The sequence below is a fragment of the Acrocarpospora sp. B8E8 genome, assembly GCF_039871605.1.
Lineage (GTDB): Bacteria > Actinomycetota > Actinomycetes > Streptosporangiales > Streptosporangiaceae > Acrocarpospora > Acrocarpospora macrocephala.
This window is the reverse complement of sequence record NZ_JBDPLV010000013.1, coordinates 92,261-106,809: the sequence shown is the minus strand read 5'-3', so window position 1 is coordinate 106,809 and position 14,549 is coordinate 92,261. Positions and strand designations below refer to the sequence as shown.

Below are 14,549 nucleotides of genomic sequence, written 5' to 3'. Positions count from 1 at the left end.
ATCACAGCCGGGCGAGTGCGCGGAGGCGGGCACGCTGCGGCGCGAGGGCTTCGATCGCGTCGCACCAGCGGTCAAGATCGGGCGTGGGGTCTAGTTCGGCCGAACGGGCCAGCGCCTTCTTCGACGCGGTGCCGTAGGCGCGCGGGGTGAGCAGTCGGCGGATCTGCTTCTCCCACTCGCCGATGTCGTCGCGGTCGGCGAAGATCCCGGCGTCGCCTAGGGACTCCTTGAGTCCCGGCGTGGGGTGCGCGATCACCGGGATGCCAGAGGCGCACGCCTCGATCCCGGTGCGGCCCCACGACTCGTAGTCGGACGGCATCAGCAAGATCTTGGTCCGGGCGTAAACCAGGTCCCGCATCTGGTGGCCGGGGGTGTTCGGCAGGACTTCCACGTTGGGCAGATCGCGGATGTCCTGATCGCCGTAGCCGCCGGTCACCGCGATGAACTTCACGTCGGACATGCGCTCGGCGAGAGCCCAGAACGTAGCGGCACCCTTAGGCCCGTACATGTTGATCAGGGTGACGCGGTCGCCGTGCTTGGTCCGGTAGTCGCCTGCGAGGACGGGCGGGCGGATCACCACCGAACGGGGCAGCGGGGCACGGACTGACGCCAGCCACGCCTCGTAGTCGGCGCGCATCCACTCGGAGTTGTAGACCGCCAGATCGCATGGGCCTTTACGCAGCCATGTTTTGGTCTGCTGGAAGGTGTTGTGGAGCACGTGCACGACCGGGACTCCGCGCATACGCCCGATCAGGCTCGCCCGCTGGGTGTTCTCCAGATGGGTGATCAGCACGTCCGCGCCGTCGATGTGCTCGAACGGGTCGTTCTTGCCCCGGTGCGGCCACACCCGGACGCCGTCCAGGGTGTACGGGCCGCCCGGGACCGGGTTGGACAGTACGACGTCCGCTTCGTGACCTCGGGCGACCGCCGCGCGGAGCAGGGTGTGCACCATCCACTCCGCCCCCGCGTTGTGATGCTGCGGGTATGCGTGGATCATCGCCATCAAGCGCAACGTCGACTCCAGGGGGCTTGGGCGGGCCTCGCCGACGGAGGCCCGCCAGAGGTTGATCAGGAGCCAGCGGTCTCGGCCTGAACCGCCCCAAAAGCGAAGCGGGTGTTCTCGTTGGCGTTGAGCGCGGTCACCGGGTTGGAGGTCGCGTAGGCGAGCCGCATCACGACTCGCAGCGCCACGGAGTCCTGCTGCATCAGGTTCAGGACCACGAGGCCGTCGGAGTCGGAGATGACGCCCTGGTCGAACACCTTCCAGGTGATGTCCTGGCGCATGCCGATGACGCACTTGGTCCAGTCGCCGGCGATCAGTTCGGCTTCGCTGGAGTCCCAGGAGCCGTTGATGACCTCCGACAGCGGGTAGCCGTACAGGCGCCCCGAGGCGATGCCCTCCTGGAAGGAGTTCTGGTAGATGGGCCGGTTCTCGCCGTCCCGGAGGCCGGTCAGCTTCCAGGTCAGACCGGGCCTGCTCGCGAAACCGTTCACGGCGAACCCGTCCAGGGCGATCTTCTCGCCGAGCAGGGTCACGTCCTGCGCGAAGTCCACGCCGGTGCCGGTCACGACCGTGTTACCGGCGGCGACGGCGCTGGTGTAGATGTCGGCGGGCCAGGAGGCGGGCTTGTCGATGCCGAACAGCGCCGCCTGGTCGATCTTCTTGCCGAACGCCTCCACGATGCGCGGCCGGACCTCGTCCCAGATCGGGACCTGCGCATCGTCGAGATACGCCTCGGGGATCGGCACGACGACCGCGAGCTCCTCGGCCACGAGCGAAACGTTCTTCCAGTCCACAGCACTGGTCTGCTTCATGCCGGTGTCGCCGTTCACCCAGTAGGCGACCGGCAGCACACTCATGACGGGCTGGCGCTGCGACTTGGTGGACATGCGCACCTGACCGGCACGCTGGAGCACGAAGGACTGGGTGGGCATCTCCTGGATGATCTGATCCGACACCGGAGTGGGGATCAGCGGATCATCGGAAACGTCCCGGGAGACGAGAGAGTCGAAAGGCACGGGGCAACCTCGCTTTCAAGGCATGCAGCGGCCCCGGGCCCCGTGCGAGGAATCCGGTAGCTGCGAATTGATCAGTGGTTAGGTGCGGCGGCCGAGGAGACGGCGGAACACCACGTTCGGGTCGTCGGCATCACCGGCGTCCGGCAGCGCGCCGGGGCTGAGCGACTCGACTGGCCGCGTATTAGCCGCATGGCGCGGCTCCACAGGCGGGATCTCGGCCATGCGCCGGGCGACTTCGGCGTCCACGCGGGCGGAGACGATCGTTTCGATCTCGCCCGCGAGCGCTTCCGCGTACTCGTTGATCTCGTCCTCGGTGCCGCCGCCGAGCCGGTCCAGCAGACTCGCCGGAAGGTCGTGCGTCGCCGCGGCCAGCAGCCGTGCGCGCGCCACTTCGGCGTCGTGCGCCCGCTTCTCGGCGGCTTCGGCGCGTTCGATCATGCGCTGCTGGTCGGTCTTCTGCGCGTCCTCGATCTCGGCGATGCGTGACGCCATCGCCTTGACCTGGTCCGGCTTGTAGTCGCCATACGCCTTAGCCGTCTTCTCATGCTTCTTCGCCTGGAAGCGCCAGTAGGCGGCCTGCTGTCCGGGTGCCATGTCGGCGACCGGCGTGTTCGGCGGAAACCCGTCTGGTCCTGCGGCAGGTGGTTCGATGCGCTCCGGCTCGACCGGTTCGTCGATCTCGGCAGGCTCCTGCTCGTCGACGACTTCGGGCGCGGTTTCGGACATGGATATGACTCCCGTGTCGGGATAGGGACCCGCCATGGCGGCGTAGTCGGGGCATGCGAAAGCGCCGGGCCTGCCATGTCGGCTGGTCCGGTACGAGTGGTGAAGTTCAGGTGGGAGGGCTAAGCGGCCTTATCGCGGGAGCGCCAGTAGCGTCGCCACTCGCGGAGCGCGTCCTTGCCGGAATGGCCAGCGGTGGCCTTCTTCCACTGCTCGTAGAGGTCCTTGCCGTGCTCTAGCCAGACTTCATCGCGGCTGAAGACCGGCACGGCCACGCAAGCGCAGTGACTATGGCTTTGAAACGAAGCAGTTTCGCGGGACTCGAACACGGGCCCTCGCGAAACCAACATGCTGCAGAAGGCGCACGGGTCGGCATCGGAAACCCGGGCCCAGCCGATCGCATCCTCGTCGTCTTGGACGGCGTTGAGGATCGTCTCCCGCCCGGCGTCCAGGCCGATGCGGGCCATGTTTCCGGCCAGGAGCACGCCTGCGGCCTGCTTGGCCTGATCGGGCTGCTGACCCGTCGTGAGCGCACGACCGTAGGTGCGCGCTCCCGTGATCCGGGCGGTTGCCTCGACCAACTCGACCGGCGGATCGGGTGCTTCTGCCGGGAGGAACCGCTGCGGGTATCCGGCCCGTTGACGAGACCGCGAATAGTAGGCAACCGCCGACTGCGCCGAGCGTTTCCGGCTTCGCAACACTAGGGACCACAGCAGGTCCAGCAGCATCCGCCACGACGACGACTCATCCGGACGGTAGATGGCCAGCCAAAGCGCTAGCGCTTCGCGTGTGGCGTCCGCCGATATCCGCGCCTGCTCAAGACGTTGCGCCTCGGCCAATTGCAGCTGTGTCGCCATCCTCAACCTCCCCTGCGGGAGAGCTGGGCAGTTGCCGGTCGGCCGGCGCGGTCTGCCGGTTGAGAGTTTCCTCCAGGCGGGCCAACTCGTCCGCCTGCTCGGCCGTCTTCTTCCACCTCGTGATGTCGGTTTGGGAAACCCCGGGGATCTTCTCCCAGAGCTCCTGGGCGGGCACCTGTAGTCCTGCGACGAGCTTGGTGAGCGCGTCGACTGTCTGACTGAGAGCCCTCGTGGTGGTGTCCCGCCAGACGACCTGCGCGGAGACGTCCTCCCACGCCTTCTGGTCGCCCGCCGCTTTGCCGGCGAGGCGCAGCAGCTGCTCGTGAGACTCGCCGAAGGTGGATTTGCGTTCGTCCGTCTTACGGTCCAAGCCGTCGCGGGCAGCTGCCAGGCTTTCGGCCGAGTTGTGGGTCGCGATGAACGCGTCGGTGACGCAGAACATGTGCGCGTCCGAAGAAACGGTGACGCAGCGGACTGGCACGGACTCCACCGGGTCGCAGGCCACGATGTAGCGGCGGAGCGGCACGTTGGACTTGCCGTCACCTCCGCCGAACGCAGTCCTCTGGCGGCTCGACTTGCGGCTCAGCCGGAAGACTGGGTCCAGCGCCGACCACGACATGCGCCAGCACATGCCTGTGCCGTAAGCGTTCCTCCAGGTGCGCTCGCGGAGTGCCACCTTGTGGCCCAGCGACTGGATCAGCCGGTGGACGTCACGGGCAAGCCGCTCGTCGTGCAGGGTGATCGCAACCGAGCCCTGCTTGCCGTTCACCGACCCATCGGTGTCCATGATTCCTTGGAGCAGGGCAAGCCTCTGCTTCGCCGAACCGTGGAAGTACTCCTCCGGGATGTGCTTGTTCTTGAAGAGGTTCAGTGCGCGGAGACGGGCGGGGAACGACATGTTGACCCGCTCCGGCATCGGCCCGCCCGCGTCGCGAAGCTTCCGGCAGGAGGTGCAGCGAGCCGTGTCCTTGCGGGTGCCGCGCGGCCGGGAGTGTCCGTACGGGCAACGGGTGAAGTCGTGCACCATCGTCAGGAGACGGCAGTTCGGCCGGTCCTTCGGCGTACGCATCCGCACCGTCTCACCGCACGCGGTCAGATGGGCGGCCAACTCTCCGGCGTCGTCCTGGTGCTGAGTGATCAGCCCATGGTGGGCGTCGCCATCGCCGAGGAACACGCCGAGCACGTACGGGTCGATGAGGAACTCGCGCTCCGCGCCGTCGTGAGGCATCGCCACAGGGATGAAGTGGTTACTCGTCCCCATCGACGTTTTCAGCGACGCGGCGATCTCCGCAGTCGTCACGATCGACGAGACGAATTGCGCGCCCTGCCCCTGGCCATAGGGGCGGGCAGGGTCGGCAAAGTGGGTGGTCTCCCACATGTGCGCCGCGTCGGCCACGATCTCCGTGCCGTCGTCGAAACGCAGCCGGTAGCAGTCGTGGTTGGTGAAGACGGGCGACAGGCCGACCACCTCGGCGATCGATCCGTCAGGGGCGAACACTTCATCGCCGACGACCAACTCGCCCATGGTCGAACGGCCCCTGGGAACCGGCACGACCGTATCCAGGGCAAGCGGCAGATTGCTCACGACGCCTAGCAGGTAGTACGGGGGAGTTTGGGAGATGGTCGCCATCGACCGGATCGACTCTTCGCGCGACTTCAGATAGCCCTCAAGGGAAGTCTGCGAAAATTCGCCGAACTTGGTGTCGGGGTCCTCGGCCACGAACAGGCCGTCAACGCGCACCCTGAACGGCTCGATCGGGGTACCGTTCTCATCGAGTGGCGGGGCCATGCCTGTCACCCAGCGCTGACGATGCGCTGCGTACTGCTGCGCCATCAACAGGTTGAAGGTCGTGGAGTTGATCTGGTCCTGGATTTCAAGCAGCGGCTCGACCTCACCCGCAACGGCCTGGCTCTCGTCGAGATCCACTTCGTTGACGTAGCGGACGACCGGGCACACGCCGAGGTTGTGGTCTTCCCGCCCGCCCCATTCGAGACCTTTGCGGCCCTTGCGCTGCGTGAAGGTGTACCGGCAGACGTCATCCAGGAGGCGGACGTGCTTGACCCGCTCCAGTTTTCCTCCGGAGCCTTTCTCTTGCCCGTGCTCGACCTCGACCGCGTAGATCGGCCACTCATCGTTGATCGAATCCGAGTAGAAGGCGGTCATTCTCCGTGGCGACATCGGCCGAATCACAGGGAGCGGCTTTCCAGGCAGGACCATTCCGTAGCCGATGCCGTACTTCAGCGCGGCACGGTAGATGCCGTGCTGGCGGGAGTCCATCCGGTTGGCCTGCCAGGTTTCCCACGGTGCGGCATTGTCGTCGGTCTTGGCCCGCCGGTAGCCGTCCACGTACAGGTTTTGCGCGACGGTGTTGATCACCAGCGGCAGCATGTTGACCGTCGCCCTTTCGAGCAGCCACCGGTATTCGCTTTTAGCCCCAGCCGGGACATACACCGAGGTGTGCTTTCCGGCGACGTAATCGGCGATCCGCTGGAGGCGAGCCTGCTCCGGGTCCCGGCGGGCCAGTAGTGTCCGCGTGACCGCTTCGGCTTCTTTCTGGTCGAGCGGCACCCGCGGACTCCCTTCTTCTAGGCGAATCCGTAGACGCGGCCCGTCCGGGCCTTCTTGCGGTTCTTGTATTTGGGTGAGGCCAGGACAAGGCGACGGACCATGCGTGCGCCGATCACGCACACAGCGGCGTCGATCTTGAGGGGTGAGTCGGGCGATTCCTTGCCGATGGACACGCCAAACCGATTCGGACGCCGGCGAGCGTTGGTGACATGGCGGGCCACTCGAGAGTCGCCGTCATGCTGGAGCGCCCGATCGTTGATCTCGGTTTCCGTCAACTCGCAGGCCAGGGTGAAGTCATAGACCCGCGCGCGCATATCCCAGGCGATTGCCTGAGGCTCCTTGCCGTCAGGGACGGCCCAGACCAGGAGGTCGCTGGCGTAACGGTCGGGCCACGTGACTCGAGTGAAGCCCTCCCACTCCTTCACGTCGGCGAAGAAGGCCAGGACGTTCCAGCGATCGAACATGCGGGCTACTGCGGCATCCACCTCGGCTACAGGCACCACGGATTCGGTGTCGTGGGAGGTGTCGGGCTCCCACACGCCGATCGTGAACACGAACCCGTCCGAGATGCGGCAGCCCATGAGGGCCGTGGCGTCTCGGGCTCGAGACCCGTCGAAGAAGCCGACGATGTCCTCACCATCGGCAACCACCGTGTCCGGGGCGGCGCAGATCGACCACGCCTGAAGGGTGGTCCATGCATCCTCAGTGGCCGTCGGCCAGTTCAGGTACTTGCGCTTGGAGTCATCCGGTCGGCTTCGCGGATCCCAGATTCGCTCCACGATCGGGCTGATCTTCTGCCAGAAGCAGTCCTCGTAGACGAACTCGAGTGCGCGTCGCAGGGACCGTTCATCTGCTAAGTCCGTGTCGTGCGGTGCAACACGCGCGTCGTAGAGGATCCTCGACTTACCTCGAGTCCGGCCCTCTTCCTGCGCGATCCAGGCGTCCCATGACCCTTCGGCGACGGAGCCGATCCCGGGAATCCAGGAGTTGCAGGTCTCGAGCATCCGGCTACCCGACTTGGTCAGGTTGTCCTCAAGGGTGGCTGCCATCTCGGGGCCGCCGTTGGAGGGCTTCCAGTGCTCGGTTTCGTCGCCGACGACGAAACTCGACTCAGCACCTTCTGCGGCTGTCGAGGAGGCCGTGATGACCTCGAGCGTGCCTTCGGGGGCGCGGTAGTACCTCGTCTTTCCCGGGTCCAAGCCGAACTCGGTGACGATCCTCGAGCCCTTCGGCGCGAAAGCTCGCACCATCCGCATCGTGTTCGCCGTCTGCGATTCGGCCGTGGCCGCGATCTGCACGAGCGGCATGTCCACCGGCTTGCCAATCACGCCACCATGCGCTCGAGGATCGAAATCCTTCACCCGGACCGGCGCACACAACTCCGCCAACGCCATCAGCGCCGCGAACGGCGACTTGCCCGAACCCTTCGCCAGGCGCCGCACGCCGTGGTGGTAGAGCCAGCCCCCATCCTCGTCAACCGCGTACCAGTGCAGGAGAAACCGGACCTGCGACTCCACGAACTGCCACGACATTCCCGCCCGAGGCCCGTTCGGATGCCGCAGATACTTCCCGGCCCAGCGGATGACTTCCCAGCCGAGCGTGAATCGCGGGAGGTCATCCGGCAGGGTAATCAGCCGACTAGCCGGAGAGACGTTCACGCCACTCGTCAAGAGCTGCGACAGCCGCCTCCTCATCGGCGTCCGTCTGCACCGCACGCTCGAGTTCAACCCGAACCCGGCGGCGATCCCCCTCGGTCGTCAGCAGGCTCGACATGCCCGACATGACCGCGGCGAACAACTGCGCAGAAAACCGACCAGCCTCCAGGTTCCGCGACATCGCCTCCGCGACATACCGGGCAGTGGCCCAGTCGCTCGCCTCGTAGAAGACCCGCTGGCCCGACTCCCCGAGGGATCGGAACCACCGCTGAGCAATCGGATGCCACGACTCTTCGGGCTCCTCGGCGGGGGGCGAGCCACCTCCTAGGGGGACCTTCGTGACCGCCTCCTGCTCCGCCTTCGTCCGGTGGCCGAGCCGTTGATCCGAGCGCTTACCAACAGGCCCGCGAGTTCCCATGACCCACCTCGCACTCTCAGTAGGTCAGTGACTCTGGGTGGCGAGAGTGCGGGTTCGCGGGCATGAAAACTTGGGATGGATCTTCGGCGGTATACGAGACCGATCGGGGATTAGAAAATGATCATGGGTCACCCGCCACCCCTTACCCAGGGTGATGTCAGGCGGTGGCGTTCGCTGTTACGAGATCCCGCTTGGTGCTATTGCAGATGAAGTGCGCGAGTTGAAGATTGCCCGGCTCGTGCAGTCCACCCTTGGCGAGAGGGATGACATGGTCGAGCGTTGGTGCGAACCGCTCTGCCTTGCGCCTCTCGGCCGCAGCACTGGCCCACTTCTTGTCCCTGCCGTCTGCCTTGGCTCTACGTGCGCCGGCCTTGGCGCGGCAGGCTCCGGAGCAGTACGTGGGCTTGGGTCCAGCACCCTTCCGTACTAACGGGGTGCCGCATTCCATGCAGTCGCCAACGCCTGTAGCGTTCGTCATGTCGTCCTGGTCCTATCAGGTCGGCCGGCCCGGGGAGTGTTCCACCACTCGCTCGGGCATCTTCAGTTGTGAGCCTCAATCGTCTCAGAAGCCACTGACATTTCCGGCGCGCTAGACCATGCCCGGATGCCGTTCCGCTGGCCTAGCCCTGGGGATGCGTTTCGCCTGTGAAGCCTGCCCGCCTTCCCGTGCGGACTTGACACGGTGGCAGTACGGCTCCACCCGGTCGTGGATGGCCTTCAGGTTGGCTTCCGAGTGGTCGTCTCCGGCGATCACGTGGTCGACGCCATCGGCTCCCGACTGCCCGCAGACGTGGCAGATGCGACCGTCCCGCCTGAGGATCCGATTGCGGATCTTCGGCCAGTCGGGTGGCAAGCGGGAAGCCCGCTGGCTGCCTTGCCATCGTCCGCTGGCCATCAGTCTTCGTCCTTGCCGCGGTGCGCTCCTGGGTATTCGCCTGTAGCGGCGTGGTGCAGGCGTGCGCACCAGCCGTCAACCATGTGGTCGGGCATCCTGCCCTTGTAGAAGGCCTGGCAGCGTCGGAACGAACCCTCGGCTGGCCAGTTGAAATGAGCCGCTCCAGCGCCCGTGAGGGCCCACCTGCGGAGCGCCGCCACGTTGCCATCCACTGTGGGATTGGTGTCCGGCATGGCATCACCCCCTTGAGAGCGGCGCGGGCCGTCCTGCTTCCGTCAGCGGGAGCGGCGGATCTGATGGGCCCGCGTGGAGCCGATCATGATTTCAGCGGCGCGGTCTTCGGCCTTCAGATCGCCGTAGATGGCGATCGGTTCGATGTCGACCTTCCCGTCGAGCATCATCTGTCGGATCACGTCGTCCTGCTGGTTGCGCGGGACGCCCTTGAGTTGCTTGCGGAGGGCGGTCATGGTGGCCCACTTGCCCTCGGGGAGTCCCTTGAGGAAGTCGGCGACGGACGATGCGACAGCCGCGTCAGAGACGGGGGCGCTGTCCGGCCTGGCGGGCTGCTTGGGTGCCTCAGGTGCTGCGGGCCTGCCGCGGCCTGCCGCCGTCCGGATGGCGTCGTCGGCCTTCCGGGACGCTGCGGCGGCCTCCGTGGAGCGGATGTTGGCAGGGCTCCTGTCGGACTCTTGGCCATCCACGACCACCTTGACAGCGCCGTACTTGCCCTTGCCGGTGACCGTTCCGGTTTTCCCTCGGTCCTTGCCTTCAATGATGGTGACCTTGTCGCCTTCGCGGAGGGGGGCGTTCCTAGAGTCCTCGCCGGCCTTCTTGCCCAACTTCGGCTTCGCGGGAGCCTTCGCTGTCGGCTTCGGGGTTGGCTTGGGTGCGGGCTTCGCGGCAGGTTTGGCGATCGCCTTCGCAGCGGGCTTTTTCGCCGCAGGCTTGGCAGTCTCCGGCTTGGGCTTGGTGTCAGCTTGCCGGTTCTCCTGGTTCCGCTTGTGGACGGCGGCGGCCTCCTTCACTAGGCGGGAGATCACGTCACGGTTGCCTCCCTTGGGGAGGCGGCCGTGATTCTTGTCCTTCAGCGCTCCTGGGGTGAGCGGCTTCCAGCCGTGTTCCCACTGCTGGCCGGGGTAAGGCTGGGGCATCGGCCGCGGCCTCCTTGTCTGGCGGTTGCGGGCGGTGTGTCGGCGCTACGGCTTCATGCTTGCCGCGACCATCTGGCCGACCAGATACAGCGCTTGGGTCTCGGTGAAACCGGCAGCCACGTAGGTGGTGAACAGCTCATGGAGTTGAGCAGCGGCAGCAGCAAGAGCGGACAGCGGGTCCTGGGGGTCAGGCATTACGCCCGCCCACCTTGCGGCGTTCGTTCTTGCCGAACCATCCGCTGCCGTAGTTGGTTGCGCCGCACGCACAGCGGGAGATGCCCGCATGCGACGACCAGGCGCGGCAGCGGTGCCAGCGGCGGGGAAGCGTGGCGTCGTACCAGGCGATGTCGTCGCGGTGGCGGGCGTCGCCGATCATGGGCTTGTGCCAGGCATCGCATACCGCCTGGACGGCGGCGAGTGCTTCGGGGCTGGCCTCGAATGCCGGATGCTGGGCCGTCGTCATGTCAGACATCGCGCCGACCCGCCTCCGCGAGATCGACCCGCGCCTGAGCGATCGCCCTCAAAGCGCCGAGAAGCAGCGGACGTCCGCTGCGATCGCGGTAAAGGTCGGGCGGGGTGCCTTCAATCGCGCTCTGAGCCGTTCCGAGTGCCCGGTCAAGGAAACCCGCGAAGCCGTTAACGTCGGCGGGGTCTGTTCCGTCTTTCGCTGCTTGAACGGCCGCCTGGAGTTGGACGATGAGTTCTTCGGCAAGGAAGACGCTCGTCCGATAGCGGGTCTGCACGGGCATGCCGTCCTGGTCGTAGTTGTGTACGACCACGATCGGGAGATCATCCGGGTCGGAGAGTACGGCTTCGGCGGAAGGTCCGTCCGCCCACACCTTCGGCGTCCGGGCGTCCACATCGGGCTGCAAGACGGCCGCCGAATCCGGCATGGGTGCGTGCTGGGCGACAAGTTCCCGGACCTCATCCAGCGGGAAGCCCGCCTCCGTGAGTTCGTCTCGGTAGGCGGAAAGACGCTGGGCGGTGGTCATCTCAGGCATCCGCGTCCGCCTTGCGGGCGTGGGCGATGGCCACCTGCAACTCCGCGATGAGCCGTTCAGCCTGCTCGACGTCGATGCCGTGATGCTCGACCGCCACACCGCCGGGGTCGTCCACGGACAGACGCCGCTGGATGGTGACCGGGAAGTCGGGGTTCTGGTCGTTGGCCTCGGCGAAGAAGTGGCCGCGCCCGTAGATCGGGGGCTGGGCGGCAATGTCGGCTTCGGTGCCGACGATCAGGCGGCGCGCGAACAGGGTCAAGGTCACCGCGACAGGTTCGCCAGCCTTGATACCTACCTCGTGGACCGTGACCGGGCTGTCCGCCGGGGCTAGGAGGGAGACGCCGTTGAGTCGGATCTCGTTCGGGACGACGATCTCATCGCTGGACGCGCCCCTGTTCTCGACGATCTCGACGACGGCACCGACGAGCGGGCGGCGTTCGGCTGAAATTCGGATGGACATGTTCGTTCTCCTCATGAATGGCGGAAGCCGTTCACTGGGCATCAGGGATGCTCAACGATCCGCCCATTGCTGAGCGGAGGTCCCCGTCTAACCCAGGAAGGAGCTCCTGGAGCGGGGTAGACGCTTCACGGCCACCAGCCTCGGCAAGCGAGGTCTTACGGTCGGCTCCACATCCGTTTAACGTCTCCGGGCCACTCCCGGCGACGGTGCGCTTCACCAGGGAAGCGAGATTGAGCGCGGCGTTCACGTCCCGGTCGACGATCAGGCCGCAGGTGGTGCAGGTGTAGGTGCGTTCGGAGAGGGCGAGTTTGGCTTTCACCGCGCCGCACCCGGAACACGTCTTACTGGAGGCGAACCAGCGGCCGGCCACCACCAACCGGCCACCGCCCCACGCGGTCTTGTAGGCGAGCTGGCGGCGGATCTCGGCGAACCCGGCGTCGGAGATCGCGCGGGCCAGCCGACGGTTCCGCACCATCCCGGCCACGTGCAGGTCTTCGACCACGACCGTGCCGCACTCGCGTGCGAGGCTCGTGGTCAGTTTGTGGATGCCGTCACGGCGAAGCGCGGCCACTCGATGGTGAACTCGGTTGCGGGCGGCATTGGCCCTCCGCCATCGCTGCGACGCCTGCTGTCCCGTGCGCCGGTCCGGTCCCTGCTTGCGGGACGCCGCACGAGACAGGCGGCGGAGCTTCCGCGACGCGGCGGCCATGTGCTTAGGATTCTCGACCGCCGGGCGGCCGTCTGAGAAGACGGCCAGGGTCTTGACGCCCAAGTCCACGCCGATCACGGCATCGGGCCGGGACGGCGTCTTATCGGCCCGTTCGACATGGACGGAGAACGACACGAACCATCGGCCCGACTCAAGGCGAACGGTCGCCGATGCGATGCGCGCGGTGCCCGCCTCGATGCGGCGGCTCAATTTCCGGGTGGATTCGTGGGTCCTGATCCGACCCAGCACCGGCAGGATTACGTGGGTGCGGCCGTGCAGGCGGATTCTTTCGCCGTATGAGAACCGGACCGACGGGGCGGCTTCGCGCTTTGACCGGAAGGCGGGGAAGCCCATCTTTTGGCCTTTGCGCTTGCCCTTTCTGGAGTCGGACCAGTTCTTCAAGGCCGTGGCCAGTCGCTCCAGACCGCAGGCGTATGCCTCTTTGGAATTATCTGCCCACCACGGCGCAACGGTGGCCTTGGCGGCGTTCCACGCCTTTCGCAGCGAGTACATCGACCACGACAGCGGCGCTGTCAATTGCTCGTCGGGAACGCCGTAGGACTTCTCGGCTTCCCGCTGGGCGAGGTTGGCCTTGATCTGTGCGAGGCCCCAGTTGAACGCGAACCGCGCGGCACCGCAGTGCGAGGCCAGCGCGCGGGCTTGGGCCTGGGTGGGGTCGAGAGCGAAGCGGTACGCCTGAACGACCAGCATCCGCCCTCCCCAGCTATCACCCAACTCTCTTGGGTTAAAGCTTACCCTAGTCTGTTGGGTATGGAGTACCTGACCACAAAGCAGGCGGCCGAGATCCTTGGAGTGGATGAGCGGACGGTCTACTACTACGCCCGCGATCATGAGGACTTTCCGCAGCCCAAGCGGTTCGGCCGCACCCTGATGTGGGAGGAGCAACCGCTCCGCGAATGGCGGGTAGGGCACCCCGCCAAGCAGAGGGGTGCCGACGATCACTGAAGCACGACGAGGAAAGACCGGACTTTCGGAAGCCCCCGGACGCATGAGGACGTCGGGGGCTTCCTGGCCTGCGCTGTACGGGCGCAGGGTTCTAGTGGCGCTGAACTGGTGGGCGCTTACGGATTTCGGCGGGAGGTGCGGCCTGCTTGCCGTCCTCGTCGGAAGTGATCTCGACGGGTGCCATGGCGTCATCCGACCAGCGGGGATGCTCGAAAGGCTTCATCATTTGCCCCTCCCCGGTGGCAAGATCTCGATCTCCATGGACCAGCGGCCACCCTTGCCCTTGCGGACATCGCGAACGACGTACTTCGCGCCACGACCGAGAAGGAGTTCGCGTTCGTCGGAGGCGAAGCCGCTCGCCTGCGTCAAGTTGAGGGCCGGGTAGCCCTTCGGGACGACGATCGCCAGATCCACGGAACCGCGCATGTTGCTGCTGCGTGCTCCGACGCTGGTGGACAGGTAGCCGCGCTCCTGGAACCGTTTGCCCACCAGGGATTTCATCTCGGCCAGGTTCTCGATGTCGGCCCCGAGCGCCTGAATGTAGGCGTCGCCGACATCACGGTGGACGACGACCGGTTCGGGCGTCTTGGACTTCTTCATCGCCGAGTCGAGGTCCCGGACCGTCTCGTTGTACAGCTGGCGCTGCTTGGGGTGCGCGGGTGGCTTGCCTCGCAGGCCGTCGTTGACGAGTCCGTATCCGCGTCCGGTGTAGCGGCTGACCGCGTCTCGCTCGTCGTCGGTGAGGTCGGGCAGGGGCATGTTCTTCTTCGCCCACGAGACCGCTTCGCGGTTGGTGCGGTGCCTGAGCGCTGCGCCTGACTGTGCGTCGGGTGCAGCGTTGCTCGGCCCGGTGGGCGCTGGTGCGCTCTTGGCGTCCCGTCGGCTCGGGGCGGAGCCTGGACGCTTCCGGTTGGCCATGCTGCGGATCGCCGCGTCCGCCTTCTCCGACACCGCCGCCCGCTGGGCTGCCTCGGTGCCGGGGGCTGGCTTTCGCCCATGGTTCTTGGAGACGTGCGCTCCAGCGGTGACGGGCTCCCACCCATGCCGCCAGTCCTGGCCTGGGTAAGGGCGGCGAGACGGGTAGTCGGGCATCGGCTTCGCCCCCTCGGCTGGTGGCGAGAGAATG

Annotated in this window: 18 protein-coding genes; 1 reads left to right on the top strand and 17 read right to left on the bottom strand. The window is 66.4% G+C overall.

Annotated elements, in window-relative coordinates:
• Position 1: 1 nt before the first annotated feature.
• The 15 genes from ABGB08_RS15165 to tnpB all read right to left on the bottom strand — a co-directional run bounded on the left by ABGB08_RS15165 (position 2) and on the right by tnpB (position 13,168).
• Positions 2–1,003 carry a glycosyltransferase family 4 protein gene (locus tag ABGB08_RS15165; protein ID WP_347590609.1) on the bottom strand — a complete coding sequence of 334 codons (1,002 nt, stop codon included), beginning with the start codon at positions 1,001–1,003 and terminating at the stop codon, positions 2–4.
• 65 nt (positions 1,004–1,068) lie between these two features.
• Entirely contained in the window at positions 1,069–2,019 is a 951-nt protein-coding gene (locus ABGB08_RS15160; RefSeq protein ID WP_347590607.1) for a phage major capsid protein, read from the bottom strand.
• Positions 2,020–2,097: 78 nt separating this feature from the next.
• Complete coding sequence (locus ABGB08_RS15155; protein ID WP_347590605.1) at positions 2,098–2,745, bottom strand: hypothetical protein; 648 nt, start codon at positions 2,743–2,745, stop codon at positions 2,098–2,100.
• Between the two features lie 119 nt (positions 2,746–2,864).
• Positions 2,865–3,599, bottom strand: coding sequence for a hypothetical protein (locus ABGB08_RS15150; RefSeq protein WP_347590603.1), 735 nt, complete (start codon positions 3,597–3,599; stop codon positions 2,865–2,867).
• Positions 3,559–6,168 (bottom strand): phage portal protein, encoded by a 2,610-nt coding sequence (locus tag ABGB08_RS15145; protein ID WP_347590601.1) that lies wholly within the window; start codon positions 6,166–6,168, stop codon positions 3,559–3,561. The genes ABGB08_RS15150 and ABGB08_RS15145 overlap by 41 nt, the downstream gene beginning before the upstream one ends.
• Before the next feature lie 17 nt (positions 6,169–6,185).
• Positions 6,186–7,826 carry a hypothetical protein gene (locus ABGB08_RS15140; RefSeq protein WP_347590599.1) on the bottom strand — a complete coding sequence of 547 codons (1,641 nt, stop codon included), beginning with the start codon at positions 7,824–7,826 and terminating at the stop codon, positions 6,186–6,188.
• Positions 7,807–8,241: a hypothetical protein gene (locus ABGB08_RS15135; protein ID WP_347590597.1), complete on the bottom strand. Its 435-nt coding sequence runs from the start codon at positions 8,239–8,241 to the stop codon at positions 7,807–7,809. The genes ABGB08_RS15140 and ABGB08_RS15135 overlap by 20 nt, the downstream gene beginning before the upstream one ends.
• A gap of 157 nt (positions 8,242–8,398) precedes the next feature.
• Positions 8,399–8,689 (bottom strand): HNH endonuclease signature motif containing protein, encoded by a 291-nt coding sequence (locus ABGB08_RS15130; protein ID WP_347590825.1) that lies wholly within the window; start codon positions 8,687–8,689, stop codon positions 8,399–8,401.
• A 141-nt stretch (positions 8,690–8,830) separates the two neighbouring features.
• Positions 8,831–9,136 carry a hypothetical protein gene (locus ABGB08_RS15125; RefSeq protein ID WP_347590595.1) on the bottom strand — a complete coding sequence of 102 codons (306 nt, stop codon included), beginning with the start codon at positions 9,134–9,136 and terminating at the stop codon, positions 8,831–8,833.
• Between the two features lie 275 nt (positions 9,137–9,411).
• A complete protein-coding gene (locus ABGB08_RS15120) occupies positions 9,412–10,287 on the bottom strand; it encodes a KOW motif domain-containing protein (protein ID WP_347590593.1) in 876 nt (291 codons plus the stop codon).
• Positions 10,288–10,332: 45 nt separating this feature from the next.
• Complete coding sequence (locus ABGB08_RS15115; RefSeq protein ID WP_347590591.1) at positions 10,333–10,482, bottom strand: hypothetical protein; 150 nt, start codon at positions 10,480–10,482, stop codon at positions 10,333–10,335.
• A complete protein-coding gene (locus ABGB08_RS15110) occupies positions 10,475–10,759 on the bottom strand; it encodes a hypothetical protein (protein WP_347590589.1) in 285 nt (94 codons plus the stop codon). Before ABGB08_RS15110 ends, ABGB08_RS15115 begins: the two co-directional genes overlap by 8 nt.
• The gene (locus ABGB08_RS15105; RefSeq protein WP_347590587.1) at positions 10,752–11,288 is read right to left on the bottom strand and encodes a hypothetical protein; all 537 of its coding nucleotides are present in this window, start codon (positions 11,286–11,288) and stop codon (positions 10,752–10,754) included. Before ABGB08_RS15105 ends, ABGB08_RS15110 begins: the two co-directional genes overlap by 8 nt.
• A complete protein-coding gene (locus tag ABGB08_RS15100; protein WP_347590585.1) occupies positions 11,281–11,748 on the bottom strand; it encodes a hypothetical protein in 468 nt (155 codons plus the stop codon). Before ABGB08_RS15100 ends, ABGB08_RS15105 begins: the two co-directional genes overlap by 8 nt.
• A 31-nt stretch (positions 11,749–11,779) precedes the next feature.
• Entirely contained in the window at positions 11,780–13,168 is a 1,389-nt protein-coding gene (gene tnpB, locus ABGB08_RS15095) for an IS607 family element RNA-guided endonuclease TnpB (protein ID WP_347590583.1), read from the bottom strand.
• 60 nt (positions 13,169–13,228) lie between these two features.
• Here tnpB and ABGB08_RS15090 point away from each other — a divergent pair, with 60 nt between their 5' ends.
• A complete protein-coding gene (locus ABGB08_RS15090) occupies positions 13,229–13,423 on the top strand; it encodes a helix-turn-helix domain-containing protein (protein ID WP_347590581.1) in 195 nt (64 codons plus the stop codon).
• 91 nt (positions 13,424–13,514) lie between these two features.
• Here the strand turns inward: ABGB08_RS15090 and ABGB08_RS15085 are convergent, their stop codons facing one another.
• Both ABGB08_RS15085 and ABGB08_RS15080 read right to left on the bottom strand, forming a co-directional pair.
• Positions 13,515–13,649, bottom strand: coding sequence for a hypothetical protein (locus ABGB08_RS15085; protein ID WP_347590579.1), 135 nt, complete (start codon positions 13,647–13,649; stop codon positions 13,515–13,517).
• The gene (locus ABGB08_RS15080) at positions 13,646–14,515 is read right to left on the bottom strand and encodes an ADP-ribosyltransferase (protein WP_347590577.1); all 870 of its coding nucleotides are present in this window, start codon (positions 14,513–14,515) and stop codon (positions 13,646–13,648) included. The genes ABGB08_RS15085 and ABGB08_RS15080 overlap by 4 nt, the downstream gene beginning before the upstream one ends.
• Positions 14,516–14,549: the final 34 nt, after the last annotated feature.